The organism is Dactylosporangium sp. NPDC051087 (assembly GCF_055586325.1).
In genome coordinates, this window is record NZ_JBVJIJ010000005.1 from 255,778 (window position 1) to 273,279 (window position 17,502).

The window sequence follows — 17,502 nt, forward strand, 5'->3', positions numbered from 1 at the left end:
GCTCGTCGCGCACCTCGTCGAAGGACGGATCCGGTCACCGGATCCGTCCTTCGGCCGTTCCGGCGATGCCACCGACGGACGCGGCACCGCGACCGCGCTCCCCGGACGCGGTCCGGACGCCGTCGCACCAGCCGTTTCGGCCAGCTCCATCTCCGACACGGCGCGACGACCGCACTCCCCGGGACGCGGTCCGGGCGCCGTCGCGGCGGGGGCGTGAGAGGCGCACACGGAAGCGCCCCGCGTCCGGGGACACCGGAAGGCGGGGCGCTGGTGGTGCGAAGTGCGTCAGGCCGTCACGTGGCGGCGCTGGCGGAGCCACAGGACCGGGCCGCTCACCAGGTACGCCATGACCACCGCGACGAACGTCAGCCGGAAGTCGACCAGAGCGCCGATCACCGGCAGGGCGAAGAGCCACGGCGGCAGCTTCGCCAGGCGGGCGAGCTTGGCATACGGGAAGCTGGACACCATCGCCAGGCCGAGCAGCGCCACGCCGGCGACACGCAGGACCGGGGGCATCTCCGGGGCGATGAGCGTGGCGAGGGCCAGCACCGCCGCGCACATCGTGGTCGGCACGCCGCAGAAGAAGCGGCCGTCCTTCGGGGAGACGTTGAAGCGGGCCAGGCGGATCGCGGCGCAGGCGGCCACGAGGGCACAGGCGGGCATCAGGACGGCGGCCGGGGCCGAGTCGTTGAGCCACGAATAGACGACGACCGGCGCGGCCAGGCCGAAGGAGCACATGTCCGCCAGGGAGTCCATCTGCGCGCCGAACGGGCTGGCGACGCCGAGCCGGCGGGCCAGGAAGCCGTCCATGCCGTCGAAGACGACGCAGGCGATCAGCAGGGCGGCCGCGATGCGGACGTCGCCGTGGTTGACGGCGACGAAGATCGCGCACAGGCCCAGCACAAGGCTGCTGATGGTGCAGGCGTTGACGAGGGCGAAGCGGATGCGCCGGGCGACGGTGCGCTCGCCGGGCAGCAGCGGGATGCTCAGGCCCGGGCCGTCGTCCGGACCCGCGGCGAGCGGCGGGACGGCGGGGCTGACCGGGACGACCGACACCACGTCACGTGACAGTCCGTCACGACGGCGCATACGCAGGCGTGGCAGCCGAACCCTGCCCTGGCGGGCCTCGGTCTCGGTGGGCGGCGGCATGAGCAGTGAGGTGGCACCGGCGACGTTGCCGTCACCGCGGCGACCGACCCGCCCGGCGAAGAGCACCTGGCGGGCTAGCGAACCGCTGCGCCGCAGGCGTCCTGCCCACTGTCTGCTGCCCCCGGGGCGCGGACTGTCCGTGGTGCGTCGTCGCTGCCAAGGTGTGCTCGGCACTGATCCTCCATGCAGGAACGGGGTTCCTACGGTCGCATTCCGGGGCCGTTTGCCCCACTGTGTCCGTCTTCGCGAGACTGCCTCGCGATCTACACCATCGCATATCGTGTCGCGCTTGGCGATGGCTCAGATAGGAACCCGCCTAGAAACATGCTCTTCCAGGACTGACCTCGGACTACTCAGCGTAGCCCCAAATTCACCTGTAATTTATCTTAACGACCACGATCACTGCCTCGTCGCGGAAGTGAGGCGGCCCACTGCACGACCTCGGTGACCTGAAGCCCGGGCAGCTCCGCCCGGTCGAACCAGGCGGCGGCCGCGGTGGACCCGCCGGCGGCCTCGGTCACTCTCGGTGGCGTCGGCGACGGCACCAGGACGCGGTAGAGCGCCCGGACGGCGTGCCAGTTGATCGGATACCCCTCCGGGCCGATCGCACCCGGATTACGCCGATGGGTGACGCCGAGCAGCTCGGTGATCTCGCCGTGCTGGGCGGTCTCCTCGACCAGCTCGCGCAGCAGGGCCTCGCCGGGCTGCTCGCCGGGGTCGGTGCCACCACCCGGCAGGTGCCATCTGCCCGCGCCGGGGTAACCAGAGGAGATCTGGGTGAGCAGGACACGGTCGGCGGGGTCGGTGACGAACCCGTACGCGGCGAAGCGCTGCCCGGTCGGCAGCCCGTTGGGGTCGGCGCGCTCGGTGAAGTCGCCGACGGCCGCGCCGACCGCCTCGGCGACCTCGAAGACCACCCGGTCCTCGTGCAGCTCGGGAGTGATGATCGCGTGGACGTCGAGCACCGACAGCACGACGATGGACAGGTCGGCCTGCTCGACGAAGTGCCGGACCATCGCGGTCGTGGGGCTCTCGCCGTGCCGGATCGGTCCTCCGACGTCGTCGGTGCCTCCGGGCCGGCGGCCGTACACAGTGATCACCCGGGATGCGCTCATGGCGCTCAGCGTAGGCCCGCCCCCCGCAGTGCCTCCTCGGTGACCTCCGTCAGCTGCAGTTCGTCGAGGTCCTCGGGGTCGAACCAGCGGGCCTCCGCGGTCGACCCGCCGACGTCGTGGATCACGGGACGGCTGGAGCGGGCCACGTGGACGCGGTAGAACGCGCGGACACCGTGCCAGTCGATCGGATACCCCTCCGGCCCGAGCTGGGCCGCGTCCCGGTGCGAGGCGACACCGAGCAGCTCGACGATCCGGCCCTCCTGGCCGGTCTCCTCGACCAGCTCGCGGATCAGCGCGACGCCCGGCTGCTCGCCGAAGTCGGTCCCGCCGCCGGGGAGGTGCCAGGAGCCGCCACCCGGATACCCGTCGGAGATCCGGGTCAGCAGGACACGGCTGCGCCGGTCGGTGCACACGGCGTAGGCCGCGAACCGCTGGGCGCGGTGCAGCCCGTCGGGGCCGGGCACCGCGTAGAAGGACGGCACCTCGGGCACGCCGTCGGGGCGCAGGTCGACGGCGGCCTCGCGCAGGCCGAGCGCGTCGGCGGTGAAGCGGCGCAGCGGCAGCTGCTCCGCCTCCTCGCGGGTGACCCAGCGGGCCAGGTCGGTCGGCTGGCCCACCCGGTCGCGCAGCGCGCCGCCCCGCACCGTGACCTCGTAGATGAGGCGGTCGGTGTGGATCGTGACGCCGCGGTCGGGCAGTGCCCGCATGTCGGCGAGGACGTCGCGCAGCCGGGACACGGCCACGGACAGGCCGGTCTCGGCGGCGGTCTCCCGCACGACGGTGTCCACGGGCTGCTCACCGTGGTCGACGGCACCGCCGGGCAGCGACCAGACTCCAGGCGTGCCGGACTTCGCCGACGCCCGGACCAGCAGGAACTCGTCGGAGTCGGCGATGACGCAGTAGGCCGCGATGCGTCGGAGCGGCTGTAACGCTGGAGTCACGGAGATAAATTGTCCGGCATTTCAAGCCAGTCGCAAGGGCGACAGACCCGTGAAACGGGATTCACTCCCATTCAATGGTGCCCGGCGGCTTGGACGTAACATCCACGACCACGCGGTTGACCTCCCGGACCTCGTTCGTTATCCGGGTGGAAATCTTGGCGATGAGCTCGTGCGGCAGCCGGGACCAGTCGGCGGTCATGGCGTCGTCGCTGGAGACCGGGCGCAACACGATCGGGTGACCATAGGTGCGGCCGTCGCCCTGGACGCCGACGCTGCGCACGTCCGCGAGCAGCACCACGGGGAACTGCCAGACCGACCGGTCCAGCCCGGCGGCGGTGAGCTCCTCGCGGGCGATCAGGTCGGCGGCGCGCAGGATCTCGAGGCGCTCCTCGTCGACCGCGCCGATGATCCGGATCGCCAGCCCCGGCCCCGGGAAGGGGTGCCGCATGACGATCTCCTCGGGCAGGCCGAGCGCCGCGCCGATCGCGCGCACCTCGTCCTTGAAGAGCGTCCGCAGCGGCTCGACCAGGGCGAACTGCAGGTCGTCGGGGAGGCCGCCGACGTTGTGGTGGGACTTGATGTTGGCGGTGCCGGTGCCGCCGCCGGACTCGACCACGTCGGGGTAGAGCGTGCCCTGGACGAGGAACTCGACGTGCTCCTCGGCCTCCAGGTCGCGGGCGGCCTGCTCGAAGACCCGGATGAACTCCCGGCCGATGATCTTGCGCTTCTGCTCCGGGTCGGTGACCCCGGCGAGCGCGCCGAGGAAGCGGGCCGAGGCGTCGACGACCTTCAGGTTGATGCCGGTGGCGGCGACGTAGTCCTTCTCGACCTGCTCGGCCTCGCCGGCGCGCAGCAGGCCGTGGTCGACGAAGACGCAGGTCAGCTGGTCACCGACGGCCTTCTGCACGAGCGCCGCGGCGACGGCGGAGTCGACCCCGCCGGACAGCGCGCACAGCACGCGCTTGCTGCCGACGCGGGCCCGGACCGCCTCGACCTGCTCCTCGATGATGTTGTTGGACGTCCAGGTGGGCTCGATGCCGGCGATCTCGTAGAGGAACCGGCGCAGCACCTCCTGGCCGTGCGGGGTGTGCGCGACCTCGGGGTGGAACTGCACGCCGGCGAGGCGGCGCGACACGTCCTCGAACGCGGCGACCGGCGCGGCCGGCGAGCCCGCGGTGACCGTGAAGCCGGCCGGGGCGGCGGTGACGCAGTCGCCGTGGCTCATCCACACCGACTGCGCGTCGGGCAGGCCGCGCAGCAGCACGCCACCGTCCGCGGCGATGCTCAGCGGGGTGCCGCCGAACTCGCGCAGGCCCGTGTGGCTCGCCTCGCCGCGCAGCGCGACCGCCATCGCCTGGAAGCCGTAGCAGATGCCGAAGACCGGCACGCCGGCCTCGAACAGCGCCGGGTCGACCTGCGGGGCGCCCTCCTCATACACGGAAGAGGGACCGCCGGACAGGACGATCGCGGCGGGACGCTTGGCGAGCATGTCCGCGACCGGCATCGAGTGCGGGACGATCTCGGAGTAGACGTGCGCCTCACGCACCCGGCGGGCGATGAGCTGCGCGTATTGGGCCCCGAAGTCGACGACGAGAACCGGCGGCGGCGTGGTCATGCGACGAGCGTAGTCGGCGCCCCGACGTGACCTGCGCCTCAGGGTTGCTCTTGCGGCGGTTTCGGCGTCGGTACGGCGGCGCCCCCCGGCCGCGCGGAGACGAGGCGCAGCGCGGCCGGAGCGGTGGCGGGCACGGCCGGGTTCGCCGGTGCGACGGGAGCCACCTGCCGGTAGGCCTCGCCGAGCGGCGGGCGCGGGTCGGCGTCGCCACGGTTGGGCCACATGGACATGGCCCGCTCCGCCTGGGCGGTGATCGTCAGCGACGGGTTGACGCCGAGGTTGGCGCTGACCGCGGCGCCGTCGACGACGTGCAGGCCGGGGTGGCCGTAGACGCGGTGGTAGGCGTCGACGACCCCGCGCTCCGGCGAGTCGGCGATGGGCGCGCCGCCGAGGATGTGCGCGGTGATCGGGATGTTGAAGACCTCCGACCAGCTGCCGCCGGCCATCCCGCCGATCTCCTCGGCCAGCAGGCGCACGGCCCGGTTGCCGGCGGGGATCCAGGTCGGGTTGGGCTCGCCGTGGCCCTGCGAGGTGGTGAGCTTGCGGCGGCCGGTCCAGCCGCGGCGCAGCCGCACGTTGAGCGAGTTGTCCAGCGACTGCATGACCAGCGCGATCACCGTCTTGTGCGACCAGCGCCGCACGGACAGCACCCGGGCGTGCCGGATCGGGTGCCGGAAGAACGCGCCGAACCAGCGCAGCGGCCGCCACGGACCGCCGTCGGTGAGCACGGTCTGCATCAGGCCCATGGCGTTGGAGCCCGGGCCGTAGCGGACCGGCTCGATGTGGGTGTGCGCGTCGGGGTGGAACGAGCTGGTGATCGCCACCCCATCGGTGAAGTCGACGTCGTTGCGCAGGGACCGGGCGCCGACGATCGACTCCGAGTTGGTGCGGGTGAGCGTGCCGACCCGCGCCGACACGCCGGGCAGGTGGCCGTCGGCGCGCATCCGCAGCAGCAGCTCCTGCGTGCCGAGGGCGCCGGCGGCGAACACGACCTGCGCCGCGTGGAACGTCCGCCGGTCCCGCCGGCGTCCCGTGCCCCGGGTGTCGACCCGGTAGCCGCCGTCCTCAGGGCGCACCGACGCCACCGTCGTCAACTGGTGCACCTCGACGCCGAGCCGCTCCGCCAGGTGCAGATAGTTCTTGACCAGAGTGTTCTTCGCGCCGACCCGGCAGCCGGTCATGCACGCGCCGCAGTGCTCGCAGCCGTGCCGCAGCGGACCGGCGCCGCCGAAGTACGGGTCGACGCCCGACCTGCCGAAATACACCCCGACGGGAGTCTGGTGGAAGGTGTCGCCGACGCCCATCTTCTCCGCGACCGCCTTGATCGCCACGTCGGCGCGGGTCATGCGGTGGTAGACGCTGACGCCGAGCATCCGCTCGGCCTGGTCGTAGAAGGGTGCGAGCTCGGCGCGCCAGTCGGTGATGCCGCGCCACTGCGGGTCGTCGTAGAACTGCTCGAGTGGCCGGTAGAGCGTGTTGGCGTAGATCAGCGACCCGCCGCCGACGCCGGAGCCGGACAGGACCAGCACGTTGCGCAGCAGGGTGAGCCGCTGGACGCCGAAGCAGCGCAGGGCCGGCGCCCACAGGAAGCGCTTGGCGTCCCACGACGTCTTGGGGAACTCGTCGTCGGCGAAGCGCCGGCCGGCCTCCAGGACCGCGACCGAGTAGCCCTTCTCGGCCAGGCGGAGCGCGGTCACGCTGCCGCCGAACCCGGAACCGATGACCACCACGTCATATCGCACGCCTCATGGTGACTCACGAGTAACTTACTGGGAAGTACCGAGTTCGGCATCGGCCGGTGTCAGTTTTGCCCGGAGCGCCTCCCCGGGCGGCGGCACCGGGTGCGGCACACTGAGGCGCATGGCGAGACTTCCCGGCGGCCTGGCCGCCTGGCGTGGTCGCCGGCTGCTGCGCGGTGCCGGCGGCCCTGACACCGCCACCGTGAGCGTTCCCGTGGGCGCCGTCAGGCACGCCGCCCTGCACTCGCTGGTGATCGAGGCGGCGAAGTACGCGGACACGAACCCACCGGCCGGGGTCGCCCTCACCGGGTCCGGCACGGTCCGGTCCTCGGGCGGGGTCCTGCACGTCGGGCTGCCCCTGGTGTGGGGGCTGCCCGCCGACCACCTGCGCATCGTGCTGGCACACGAGCTGGCGCTGCCGGACACGAAGCACCCCGACCTGGTGCGCGGCCTCCTCGCCGCCGCCGGTAGTGCCGCCGAGAGCGGCGCCGGCAGTGCCAAGGTCCTCGCCGCGACCGGGCCGCTGCGAGCCGCCGTCGAGCAGGTCCGCGACGCGGCCGCGATCGCCGCCGGCGGTGGCGGGCTGTCCGGCGTCGAGGACGCCGCCGCGGCGCTGCTGCGGGCCGCGACGATCGAGGCCGCGTTCGCCGCGTTCGCCGCGAGCGAGGGCCGGCACAGCATCACCCGTGACGCCACGGCTCTCGCCGGGGTCACGCCTGAGAAGGTCACGGTGCGGATCGCCGACCTGCACGCCGGCTGGCGGCTACGGCTGGAGCGGTGGGGCGCCCCCACGGTCGACGGCGGGGCGCTGCTCGACGAGGTGCCGCTGCGGCACCCCGGGCTCGCCGCCGAGCTTCGGGCGCTGACCGAGGTGCCGAGGCCGGGACTGGCCGGCGACGCCGTCGTCCTGGACACGCTGACCGCCGACGAGGAGCTGGCCCTGGCCGCCGGGGTCATCGACGGCGACGGGGACTGGACGCGCTTCGAGGAGCTGCCCGTCGAGGTGTACGGCGCCGAGGTGGAGCGGCAGGCCCGCGAATACGTCCAGGCGGTGCGCACGGTCCTCGGCCGGGACCCCGACGGCCGTGGCGAGCTCGCCGGGACCCTGCTGCGGCGGCCCGTCGACGTGGAGCGGGCCCGCCGGGGCGAGACCGGCGCCGCCCACGACGACGATCAGCCCGCCCCGTCATGGATGGGTGTCGTGCTGCTGTCGGTGCTGGTCGAATCCACCCTGCTGGGCAAGGGCTGGCGGCGGGAGCACCCGCTGGTCGCCCGCCGCCTGGTGTCGACGGGTGGCGACGTGCTCGACCTGAACGAGCTGTACCAGAAGCCCGACGAGCTGCGGGAGCTCTTCGCTACAGGCTGAGCGTCGGGGTCGCCGCCAGCTCGATCGGGTGGATCACCAGGTAGCCGTTGGGGGCGTGCTGCTCGACGACGCCGGCGGCGAGCTGGTTGTAGCCGCTGCCGTCGAAGCGGATCCCGTTCCACGGCATGACGGTCTGGGTGGCCGGCAGCGACAGCTGCTGCACCGCGTTGCGGATCACCGGCGGGCTCAGGTCGCTGACGGTGTTCATCGCCAGGGCGAGCAGCATCGTCGCGGTGAACGCGGCCGCCGCGACGTCGGTCATCTTGGCGTGGAACGCCTGCTCGAAGAGGCCGCCGACGACCCTCGCGATCGGGTTGCGCCCGGCGAACTCGCCGGACCAGCCGGAGGCCCGCAGCACCTGGTTGTTGCCCTTGACGGCGTCGAGCGCGCCGACGCCCGGGCCGAGCGCGATGACCGGCGCCTTGCCCTTGAGCCGCCCGGCGAGCTCCACCGCCGCGCCCGCCTCCTGGGCGCTGGTCACGATCGCGACGACCGCGTCGCCCTTCTCGACGAAGCTGCTGTCGCCGGCGCCGTCGGCCGCCAGGGTGATCTGCTGCTTGCCGCCGATCTCGTAGCCGGCGGCGAGGCTGAGGTCCTCGATCGAGGCGCGCGCGCTGGCGATCTCGTCGCCGGTGGCGCCGCTGGCCTTGCCCGAGGCGGTGATGATCCGCTTGAACTCGTCGCCGGTGTCGCGCTCCCGGTACAGCAGGGCGAGGGCGGTCGAGACCATCTGCCGGTCGCTCGGCTGGATGCGGAAGTGCGCCGCCCGGTTGAGGTCGACGAACGTGTCCGCGGTGCTCAGCGCGTCGACGAGCGCGACGCCGATGGTGTCGGTCTCGCGGCCGGCCGGCGCGGCGACGTCGAGGGTGTCGGCGAGGACCAGGCCGACGGCGCCGTCGTGCACGAGGCGCGACGCCTCCTTCTCGACCTTCTCCGGCGCGCTCTCGGTGTTGCCGACGACGAGCGTGAGCTTGGTGCCGCCCTTGAGGCCGACGCCGGCGCTCAGCGGCAGGGGGACCGGCAGGTCCTTGACGTCGTTGTTGATCAGCTCGATGGCCAGCTTCGCGCCGAGCTGGGCCTGCTGGCCGATCGCGGCGTTGGGCCCGGTCGTGGAGACGAGCAGGCCGATCGCGACGGTCGCCGGCGCCTTCGGCGCGGGGTTGCCCTTGCTCGTGCAGGCGGTCAGGAGGAGCGCCGTGATCACCGCGAACGCGGCCACGGCGGGCCGGCGGCCGAGGATGTGCACGACAGGTGGCTCCTTGGGACGCGCGGCTGGTCGGACGGTGCGTATCCTTCCCGTCTGGTCGATGCGTTTCAACCCCGGAGTCGAGCTTCGCGTAATGTGACCTGCACCACAATGACGTGGTTGGACAGATGTCGCAACCCTGGTTTGATAAAGCTCGCACGCTGCTCAGGCAGCGCGATGACGCATGCGAAAGGTGTGAGGGGTGCAGACCTTCGCTTCGCCACCTTCATCGAGGGCTCCCGCCGTCGTCATGAAGGTGAACAGCCACCGGCGGCGCAGGCCAGGGGAGCCGCAGCGCCGCAGCGCGTCGCTGTTCCGGGTCCGCGACTGGCGGGTGCCGACCAAGCTGGCGGCCGTCCTCGTGCTGCCCGCCGTCGCCTTCCTCGTCATCGCCGGCGTGCAGATCAACGCCTCGGTGCAGGACGCCTCCAAGCTGGACCAGTTCGCCCAAGGGGTCAAAGTCGGCCGCCAACTGACCAATCTGATCCACTACCTGCAGCTGGAAAGGGACCGAACGGCTGGAGTTCTCGCCAAGTCGACCACCGTGCAGGCGACGAGTGGATCGACTTCGAGCAATCAGGAGCTGTCGGCCAACTACGCGGCGACCGACGCGGCGCTCGCCGCCTTCTCCCAGGCCGCCCGCCCGCTGCTGGCCAACCCGATCTTCAACCAGTCGCAGAACAGGGTGAGTGCCGACTTCGCGGACCTCTTCCTGGTCCGGGAGGGCGTCAAGTCGCGGTGGCTGCGCGAGGAGGCGGTCTTCGACCAGTACACCTCCACCATCCAGCACCTCTTCGAGCTGGTCCCCGACCGGCCCGACATCGGCGGGGACTCCCAGTCGGTCACCGAGGTCTCCTCCCTGATGGACCTCGCGCAGGCCAAGGAGCTCAAGGACCAGCTGCGCGGGCGGATCTTCGCCGCCGCGAGCGCGGGCAAGTTCGCCCCCGACGACTTCGAGACGTTCTCGGAGATCCAGGCCCGGCAGGTGGCCGCCGTCGAGCGCTTCCGCGGCTCCGCCAGCCCGCGGCACCTCGCCCTCTACGACCGCAACCTGCGCCAGACCTCGGTCGGCACCGTCGCCCGGCTCCAGCAGCAGGTGATCTCCCGCGCCCGGGGCGCCGCCGTCGGCGTGACCCCCGAGGAGTGGTGGCTGGCCGCGACCAGCGAGCTGGACTACATCCGCACCATCGAGCAGGAGCTGCTCGAGGACGCGATCGAGGGCGCCGCCCAGCGCAGCGCCTCGCAGCGCACCGACGCCATCGTCGCCACCTCGGTGATCGTGCTGGTCATGCTCGTCGCGCTGCTGCTGTCGTGGCTCATCGGCCGGTCCATGGCGCGCTCGCTGCGGCAGCTGCGGGCGCAGGCCCTCGACGTGGCGCAGCACCGCCTCCCCGAGGCAATCCAGCGGCTGCGGACGCTCCCCCGCGGTGAGACGGTCACCGTCGACACGACGACACGGGTCAGATCCACCGACGAGATCGGTGAGGTCGCCGACGCGTTCACCGCCGTGCACCGCAGCGCGGTCAGCCTCGCCGTCGAGCAGGCCGTCATGCGGCGCAACGTCAACTCGATGTTCGTCAACCTGGCCCGCCGGTCGCAGACGCTCGTCGAGCGCCAGCTGCAGCTGCTGGACCAGCTGGAGTCCGCGGAGACCGACCCCGACCAGCTGGCCAACCTGTTCCGCCTCGACCACCTCGCCACCCGCATGCGGCGAAACGACGAGAACCTGCTCGTCCTCGCCGGCAGCGAGGCGACCAGGCGGTGGGCGCAGCCGGTGTCCCTGTCCGCCGTCACCCTCGCGGCGATGGCGGAGATCGAGCAGTACGCGCGGATCCGCCACGACGTCGCGACCGACATCTTCGTCGTCGGGCACGCCGTCGCCGACATCGTGCACCTGCTCGCCGAGCTGCTGGAGAACGCCACGACGTTCTCCCCGCCGGACACGGTCGTCACCGTGGCCGGCTGGCCCTCGAAGCAGACGAAGGAAGCCACCATCGTCATCGAGGACCGCGGCCTCGGCATGACCGAGTCCGGCCTCGTCGACGCCAACGACCGCGTGTCGGCCCCGATCGCCATCGACGTCGCCGCGTCCGAGCGGATGGGTCTCGTCGTCGTCGGCCACCTCGCCGCGCGGCACGGTGTCCAGGTCCGCCTCGACGCCACCGACGAGGGCGTCACGGCCTACGTGACGCTGCCCGCCCGCCTCCTCGCGGCCCCGCCCGAGGGCGCCGGGCTCTACCACGGCAGCGGCAACCGCATCGCGGGCATGTCGCGCCTGCCGATCTCCGCGGAGGGCGAGGCCCGTCCGGGTTCCGGCGTGATCACCGCCGAGGACGCGCCGACGGCCGTCCTGCCCGCGCTGCCCAGCCGGCCCAACGGTGCGGGGGCCGACGGGGACGTGCCGGCCGTCGCCGCGCCGCCGCTGCCGTCTGCGCCGGTCGCGCTGCCGACCTGGCCGGTCGCCTCGTCCGCCACGAACGGCGCCGCGACCGCACCGGTCTCCGGCGGTCCGGTCCCCGGCGGCGCCGCTCCGGTCGTGCCGGGGGTGCCCGTCTCGGCGGTGCCGGTCTCCGGGGTTCCGGTGTCGGGTGCGCCGGTGTCCGGCGTTCCCGTGTCGGGGGTGCCGGTGTCCGGTGGATCTCCGCGGGTGCCGGTCTCGGGCGTGCCCTCCAACGGCGCCGTCCCGGGTGCGCCGGTGTCCGGCGGGCCCGTTTCCGGGATGCCGGTGTCCGGGGTGCCTGTCTCCGGGATGCCGGTCTCCGCGGTGCCCGTGTCCGGGGTGCCGGGTGCCGTTCCGGCCGCCGCCGACGCCGGCGCCGTTCCGGCGCAGCGGGCCGCCAACGGTGGACCCGCCGGGACCTCCCAGCGCCGCGGCCCGAGCCGGGCCGAGGACATCATCGGCGCGGCCGCGCGGGGCAACGCCGCGCCGCCCGCCAAGGGCACCCGCTGGTGGTCGCGGGGCGGCGCGGGCGACGCGCCGGCCCCGTCGGCGCCGGTGGTCCCCGCGCAGCGCACCCCGGTGACCGCTGGCACGAGCGCCAGCGGCCTGCCGATCCGGGTGCCGCTCGCCCAGCTGCCGGGTGACACCGGACAGACGGACAGGCCAGACGTGACGCAGCCGCTCGTGGTCGCGTCGCACACCGAGCCGGACCCCGCGAGCGTCAGCAGCATGCTCACCCGGTTCTACAGTGGCGTGCACCGGGCCGCGAATGAGGACGAGGTACCCACGGTGCCGATCAACGATCATCGAGGGAGCACGGCGTGACCCTGAGCCAACAAGCACGGGACCTGAGCTGGTTGATCAACGCCTTCACCGAACGGGTGCCGGGCATCGCGCACGCGGTGGTGGTGTCCTCCGACGGCCTGCTGGTCGCGGTGTCGGACCATCTGCCCCGCGACAGCGCAGACCAGCTGGCCGCCGTGACGTCGGGCCTGGTGAGCGTCACCAGCGGCGCCGCCCGCATCTTCGACGGCGACGAGGTCAAGCAGACCGTGGTCGAGATGGGCCAGGGCTTCTTCCTGGTCATGACGATCCGCGACGGCTCGATCCTCGCCACGCTCGCCGGCCGCGAGGCCGACATCGGCGTCGTCGGCTACGAGATGGCCCGCCTGGCCAAGCAGGCCGGCGAGATGCTCACCCCGGCCCTGCGCGCCGAGCTCCAGCAGGCCCTCCCCCGCTGATCGCCGCTTCCCTCGTGGAAACGGCAACGGCCCGGACCAACCAGTGGTCCGGGCCGCTTTCGCGCTTGTCGCAGGGTCAGCGGTCGAGGACCAGGCCGACCTTCTGGAACTCCTTCAGGTCGCGGTAGCCGCACTTGGCCATCGCGCGCCGCAGACCGCCGAACAGGTTGAGCACGCCGTCGGGGTCCTCGGAGGGCCCGTACAGCACCTTGTCGAGCGTGCCGAGGGACTCCTCCGCGGCGCCGAACGAGCCACGCGGCAGCTTCGGGTGGCTGGCGGCGGAGTGCCACCAGGCGCCGCCGGCCGGGGCCGACGTGCTGCGGGACAGCGGCTCGCCGACCATGACCGCGTCGGCGCCGCAGCCGAGGGCCTTGGCGATGTCGCCGGACGTCTGCAGGTTGCCGTCGGCGATGATGTGCACGTAGCGGCCGCCGGTCTCGTCGAGGTAGTCGCGGCGGGCGTCGGCGGCGTCGGCGATGGCGGTGGCCATCGGGACGCGGATGCCCAGGACCCGGTCGGTCGTCGACCACTCGTCGGCGCCGATGCCGACGATGACGCCGGCCGCGCCGGTGCGCATGAGGTGCAGCGCGGTCTGGTAGTTGGTGCAGCCGCCGACGATGACCGGCAGGTCCAGGTCGGCGATGAACTCCTTGAGGTTGAGCGGCTCGTCGGTCGTCGACACGTGCTCGGCGGAGACGAGGGTTCCCTGGATGACCAGCAGGTCGACGCCCGCGTCGAGGATCACCGGGGCGAGCGCGAGGGTGTGCTGCGGCGAGACGCGGACCGCGACCGTGACGCCGCCGTCGCGGATCTCCTTGACCCGCTCACCGATGAGCTCGGGCTTGATGGGCTCCGCATACACCTCCTGGAGGCGCCGGGTGGCCCGCGGGTCGTCCTCCAGCCCGGAGAGCTCCTCCAGGATCTTGGTCGGGTCGGTGTACCGCGTCCAGAGCCCCTCGACGTTGAGCACGCCGAGCCCGCCGAGCCGGCCGAGCTCGACCGCGGTCGCGGGGCTCATGATGGCGTCGGAGGGGTGCGCCACGCACGGGATCTTGAACGGGTACGCGTCGAGCTGCCAGTTGGTCGACACGTCGTCGACGTCACGGGTGCGCCGTGTCGGGACGATCGCGATGTCGTCCAGGTGGTAGCCACGCCGGGCGCTCTTGCTCAGCCCGATCTCGACCACGTCACGCATTTGCCGCTCCTGCCATTGCTTGGGGGTGTGTCACCGCGAGTGGTAGTTGGGGGCCTCGACGGTCATCTGGATGTCGTGCGGGTGGCTCTCCTTGAGCCCGGCCGCGGTGATCCGGATGAGCTGGCCCCGCTCGTGCATGTCGGGGACGGTGGCGGCGCCGACGAAGCCCATGCCGGAGCGCAGACCACCGACGAGCTGGTGGGCGACCGCGGAGAGGGGGCCGCGGAAGGGGACCTGGCCCTCGATGCCCTCGGGCACCAGCTTGTCGTCGGACAGGACGTCGTCCTGGAAGTAGCGGTCCTTGGAGTAGGACCGGGCCTGGCCGCGGGACTGCATCGCGCCGAGCGAGCCCATGCCCCGGTAGGACTTGAACTGCTTGCCGTTGATGAAGATCAGGTCGCCGGGGCTCTCCTCGCAGCCGGCGAGGAGGCTGCCGAGCATCACGGTGTCGGCGCCGGCCACGATCGCCTTGGCGATGTCGCCGGAATACTGCATGCCGCCGTCGCCGATGACGGGCACGCCGAGCGGCGCGCAGGCCCGGGAGGCCTCCATGATGGCGGTGATCTGCGGCACGCCGACGCCGGCGACGACGCGGGTGGTGCAGATGGAGCCCGGTCCGACGCCGACCTTGACCGCGTCGGCGCCCGCCTCGGCGAGCGCCTTCGCGCCCGCATAGGTGGCGACGTTGCCGCCGACGACGTCGACGGTGGTCTCCTTCTTCAGCCGGGCGACCATCTCGACGACCTGCCGGTTGTGCCCGTGCGCGGTGTCGACCATGACGATGTCGAGCCCGGCGTCGATGAGGGTGCGGGCGCGCTTGTAGGAGTCGTCGCCGACCCCGACGGCGGCGGCGACCCGCAGGCGGCCGGCGTCGTCCTTGGTGGCGTGCGGGAACTTCTCGCTCTTGGAGAAGTCCTTGACCGTGATGAGGCCGCGGAGCTTGCCGGAGCTGTCGACGATCGGCAGCTTCTCGACCTTGTGCTTGCGCAGCAGCGCGCGGGCCTCGTCCTTGCTGACCCCGACCAGCGCCGTGTAGAGCGGGGTGACGGTCATGATGTCGCGGACGGGCGTCGCCGGGTCGGACACGAAGCGCATGTCGCGGTTGGTGACGATGCCGACGAGCTGCCCCGCGGCGTCGACGACCGGGACGCCGGAGATGCGATACCGCCCGCAGAGCTTGTCCACCTCGCCGAGCGTGTCGTCGGGCGAGCAGGTCACCGGGTTGGTGACCATGCCGGCCTCGGACCGCTTCACCAGGTCGACCTGCTGCGCCTGGTCGTCGATGGACAGGTTGCGGTGCAGGGTGCCGATGCCGCCCTGGCGCGCCATGGCGATCGCCATCCGGGCCTCGGTCACCGTGTCCATCGCGCTGGAGACCAGCGGGATGCGCAGGGTGATGTTGCGGGTGACGTGGCTGGACGTGTCGACGGCGCTCGGCACGACGTCGGACTCGCCCGGCAGCAACAGCACGTCGTCGAAGGTCAGGCCCAAAGGCAGCACGTCAGGTCGCGTCGAGAAATCCATGAAGCGCATCCCAGCTCTCGGTCGTCCGGCGGGTGCGTCTCATCGTACTTCCGCCCCGACGGCGCACCCCTCCGCCATCGCCGGACGTGCCCTGGCTTACTACCGCTCTGCATACCGAGCCCCACACGCGCGGGTATTAGGGCTACCGTTGAGGCGTGCACGAAGAGCCCATCGACCCGTTCGCCGGTGACCCGGCCGATCCTTCGGCCGAGCTCGACGACAGCGGTGCCGACGACCCGTTGACCGCCGCCGAGCGCCAGGACGTTCTCGAGGACCTTGCCGACCTCGAGATCTACCAGGCGCTGCTCACGGCGATCGGCGTCCGTGGGCTCGTCATCGAGTGTGAGGACTGCCACGAGCCGCATTACTTCGACTGGGACCTGCTGCGGGGAAACCTGAAGCACCTGCTCACGTCGGGCCGGCCCCGGGTGCACGAGCCGGCGTTCGACCCTGACCCGGACCATTACGTCACATGGGAATACGCGCGGGGTTACGCTGACGGGGTCCATGACGCACTCGCGAGTGCCACGGACGACAACGAAGGCTGAGTTCGTCGGCGCCCTCGTTTAGGTTTGCCGCGGGTGGGGTACCGACGCGGCATGGCACGCGACGCTAGCTCACCAACCCGGCACGGAAGGCCGCCGCGACGGCGTGTGCCCGGTCGCGTGCACCCAGCTTCCGGAACAGCCGGCGAGCGTGCGTCTTGACCGTGTCCTCGGAGACGAAGAGCTCCCTGCCGATCTCGGCGTTGCTCTTGCCGTCCGCCATGCCGCGTAGCACCTGCAGCTCGCGCTCGGTCAGTTCGACGCGCCGCCGCGGCGCCTCGCCGGGCATGTCGCCGCGCTGCTGCGGCACGCCCGCGCCCGCGACACGCGCGTTCGGCAGGCCCACCGCGGTCCTCGCCGCCCCTGGCAGCCCCCGGCCGGCCGGGAGCACTCCGCTGCCCGCCTGGGCCGGCGTGCCGACCCGCGCGGGCAGCACGGGGTCGCCGTTGGCCCGGCCGACCTGGCTCAGCACCAGCAGCACCGCCTTGGCGAGCGTCGTGACCGGGTCCGCCGTGTCGACGCGGATGACCGCCCTCGCGCCCGCCGCGATGGCCGCGGCCGCGGCGCGCGGCTCCTCCGTGCCGAAGAAGACCACCGTCGAGCCGGGCGACACCGCCAGGACGCGGCGGGAGAACTCCGCGCTGTCGGGCCGGGCAAGGGTCGGGTCGGCCAGCACCAGGTCCGCGGGCTGCTCACTCAGGCGGGCCAAGGCCTCGACCATCGTGACGGCGGTCCGCACCGCGTGTGCCACCCCGAGCCTGGCCGCGGCTGCGGCGACCGTCTGTGCCGCGACCTGTGTTCGCACACACACCAAAATCGTACGCACCGTCGTGCTCCTCTCTCTCAAAGAGAGAAACACGAAATGGCGAGATCTAGACGTGGTTTCGCCGCGATTGGCCTACGAGAAATTGACCGACGACATCCCGTTACCTGCGGCGGTCTCGTGCGTTGTACAGGGATTGTGCGACTCACGAATTCCAGTCCGCAAGCTAGGAAGGAGGGGCGAATGACGAATGTGACTCGACTGCCCGGCCCGATCGCGGACATGTGGGACTGGCAGCGTCTCGGGCTGTGCCGCGGCCGGGACAGCGCGCAGTTCTTCCACCCGGACGGTGAGCGCGGCGCGTCGCGCGGCCGGCGTGAGACAGCGGCGAAGAACGTCTGCCGGGCGTGCCCGGTCCGCGCGCAGTGCGCGGCGCAGGCCCTGGCGACCCGCGAGCCGTACGGCGTGTGGGGCGGCTTCAGCGAGGGCGAGCGGCTGCGACTGCTGGCCGTCGGCTGGGAGGACTGCGCCGAACGCAGCCGCACCACGGTCGACGTGCCGCGGCTGGAGGCGAAGCTCGGGTTGCGTCCGTCGCCGCCTCTGATCCCGCTGCGCACCGTGCG

13 protein-coding genes and 1 pseudogene are annotated in these 17,502 nt (G+C 72.4%); 5 read left to right on the top strand and 9 right to left on the bottom strand.

Annotation, left to right across the window (positions count from 1 at the left end; translation table 11 throughout):
* Positions 1 to 285: 285 nt before the first annotated feature.
* The 5 genes from ACZ6TV_RS12225 to ACZ6TV_RS12245 all read right to left on the bottom strand — a co-directional run bounded on the left by ACZ6TV_RS12225 (position 286) and on the right by ACZ6TV_RS12245 (position 6,562).
* Entirely contained in the window at positions 286 to 1,245 is a 960-nt protein-coding gene (locus tag ACZ6TV_RS12225) for a CDP-alcohol phosphatidyltransferase family protein (protein WP_465297343.1), read from the bottom strand.
* Positions 1,246 to 1,535: 290 nt separating this feature from the next.
* Positions 1,536 to 2,264 (bottom strand): NUDIX hydrolase, encoded by a 729-nt coding sequence (locus ACZ6TV_RS12230; protein WP_465297206.1) that lies wholly within the window; start codon positions 2,262 to 2,264, stop codon positions 1,536 to 1,538.
* Between the two features lie 5 nt (positions 2,265 to 2,269).
* The gene (locus ACZ6TV_RS12235) at positions 2,270 to 3,205 is read right to left on the bottom strand and encodes an NUDIX domain-containing protein (RefSeq protein ID WP_465297207.1); all 936 of its coding nucleotides are present in this window, start codon (positions 3,203 to 3,205) and stop codon (positions 2,270 to 2,272) included.
* Positions 3,206 to 3,266: 61 nt separating this feature from the next.
* Positions 3,267 to 4,820 carry a glutamine-hydrolyzing GMP synthase gene (gene guaA / locus ACZ6TV_RS12240; protein WP_465297208.1) on the bottom strand — a complete coding sequence of 518 codons (1,554 nt, stop codon included), beginning with the start codon at positions 4,818 to 4,820 and terminating at the stop codon, positions 3,267 to 3,269.
* Positions 4,821 to 4,858: 38 nt separating this feature from the next.
* Positions 4,859 to 6,562 carry an FAD-dependent oxidoreductase gene (locus ACZ6TV_RS12245; RefSeq protein WP_465297209.1) on the bottom strand — a complete coding sequence of 568 codons (1,704 nt, stop codon included), beginning with the start codon at positions 6,560 to 6,562 and terminating at the stop codon, positions 4,859 to 4,861.
* Positions 6,563 to 6,680: 118 nt separating this feature from the next.
* On the opposite strand from ACZ6TV_RS12245, the gene ACZ6TV_RS12250 reads away from it, so the two are divergent.
* On the top strand, positions 6,681 to 7,925 hold the full coding sequence (locus ACZ6TV_RS12250; protein ID WP_465297210.1) for a M48 family metalloprotease: 1,245 nt from the start codon (positions 6,681 to 6,683) through the stop codon (positions 7,923 to 7,925).
* Here ACZ6TV_RS12250 and ACZ6TV_RS12255 read toward each other — a convergent pair.
* A complete protein-coding gene (locus ACZ6TV_RS12255; protein WP_465297211.1) occupies positions 7,915 to 9,171 on the bottom strand; it encodes an ABC transporter substrate-binding protein in 1,257 nt (418 codons plus the stop codon). The genes ACZ6TV_RS12250 and ACZ6TV_RS12255 overlap by 11 nt on opposite strands.
* 202 nt (positions 9,172 to 9,373) lie before the next feature.
* On the opposite strand from ACZ6TV_RS12255, the gene ACZ6TV_RS12260 reads away from it, so the two are divergent.
* Both ACZ6TV_RS12260 and ACZ6TV_RS12265 read left to right on the top strand, forming a co-directional pair.
* A complete protein-coding gene (locus tag ACZ6TV_RS12260) occupies positions 9,374 to 12,436 on the top strand; it encodes a sensor histidine kinase (RefSeq protein ID WP_465297212.1) in 3,063 nt (1,020 codons plus the stop codon).
* Positions 12,433 to 12,852 (top strand): roadblock/LC7 domain-containing protein, encoded by a 420-nt coding sequence (locus ACZ6TV_RS12265; RefSeq protein ID WP_033357615.1) that lies wholly within the window; start codon positions 12,433 to 12,435, stop codon positions 12,850 to 12,852. Before ACZ6TV_RS12260 ends, ACZ6TV_RS12265 begins: the two co-directional genes overlap by 4 nt.
* Before the next feature lie 76 nt (positions 12,853 to 12,928).
* Here the strand turns inward: ACZ6TV_RS12265 and ACZ6TV_RS12270 are convergent, their stop codons facing one another.
* A complete protein-coding gene (locus tag ACZ6TV_RS12270) occupies positions 12,929 to 14,047 on the bottom strand; it encodes a GuaB3 family IMP dehydrogenase-related protein (RefSeq protein WP_465297213.1) in 1,119 nt (372 codons plus the stop codon).
* Positions 14,048 to 14,077: 30 nt separating this feature from the next.
* A complete protein-coding gene (gene guaB, locus ACZ6TV_RS12275) occupies positions 14,078 to 15,580 on the bottom strand; it encodes an IMP dehydrogenase (protein WP_465297214.1) in 1,503 nt (500 codons plus the stop codon).
* A 146-nt stretch (positions 15,581 to 15,726) separates the two neighbouring features.
* Between guaB and ACZ6TV_RS12280 the strand changes: the two genes are divergently transcribed.
* Positions 15,727 to 16,119 carry a DUF5319 domain-containing protein gene (locus ACZ6TV_RS12280; RefSeq protein WP_327008183.1) on the top strand — a complete coding sequence of 131 codons (393 nt, stop codon included), beginning with the start codon at positions 15,727 to 15,729 and terminating at the stop codon, positions 16,117 to 16,119.
* Between the two features lie 64 nt (positions 16,120 to 16,183).
* Here ACZ6TV_RS12280 and ACZ6TV_RS12285 read toward each other — a convergent pair whose 3' ends face one another.
* Positions 16,184 to 16,942, bottom strand: coding sequence for a helix-turn-helix transcriptional regulator (locus ACZ6TV_RS12285; protein ID WP_465297215.1), 759 nt, complete (start codon positions 16,940 to 16,942; stop codon positions 16,184 to 16,186).
* Positions 16,943 to 17,122: 180 nt separating this feature from the next.
* Between ACZ6TV_RS12285 and ACZ6TV_RS12290 the strand changes: the two are divergent.
* Positions 17,123 to 17,488, top strand: a pseudogene (locus ACZ6TV_RS12290) (WhiB family transcriptional regulator); the annotation flags it as partial.
* Between the last annotated feature and the right edge of the window lie 14 nt (positions 17,489 to 17,502).

Excerpts from the sequence above, each read along its gene's own strand:
- ACZ6TV_RS12230 (WP_465297206.1), bottom strand. The coding sequence starts at position 2,264 with ATGAGCGCATCCCGGGTGATCACTGTGTACGGCCGCCGGCCCGGAGGC.
- guaA (WP_465297208.1), bottom strand. The coding sequence starts at position 4,820 with ATGACCACGCCGCCGCCGGTTCTCGTCGTCGACTTCGGGGCCCAATAC.
- ACZ6TV_RS12250 (WP_465297210.1), top strand. The coding sequence starts at position 6,681 with ATGGCGAGACTTCCCGGCGGCCTGGCCGCCTGGCGTGGTCGCCGGCTG.
- ACZ6TV_RS12270 (WP_465297213.1), bottom strand. The coding sequence starts at position 14,047 with ATGCGTGACGTGGTCGAGATCGGGCTGAGCAAGAGCGCCCGGCGTGGC.
- guaB (WP_465297214.1), bottom strand. The coding sequence starts at position 15,580 with ATGCGCTTCATGGATTTCTCGACGCGACCTGACGTGCTGCCTTTGGGC.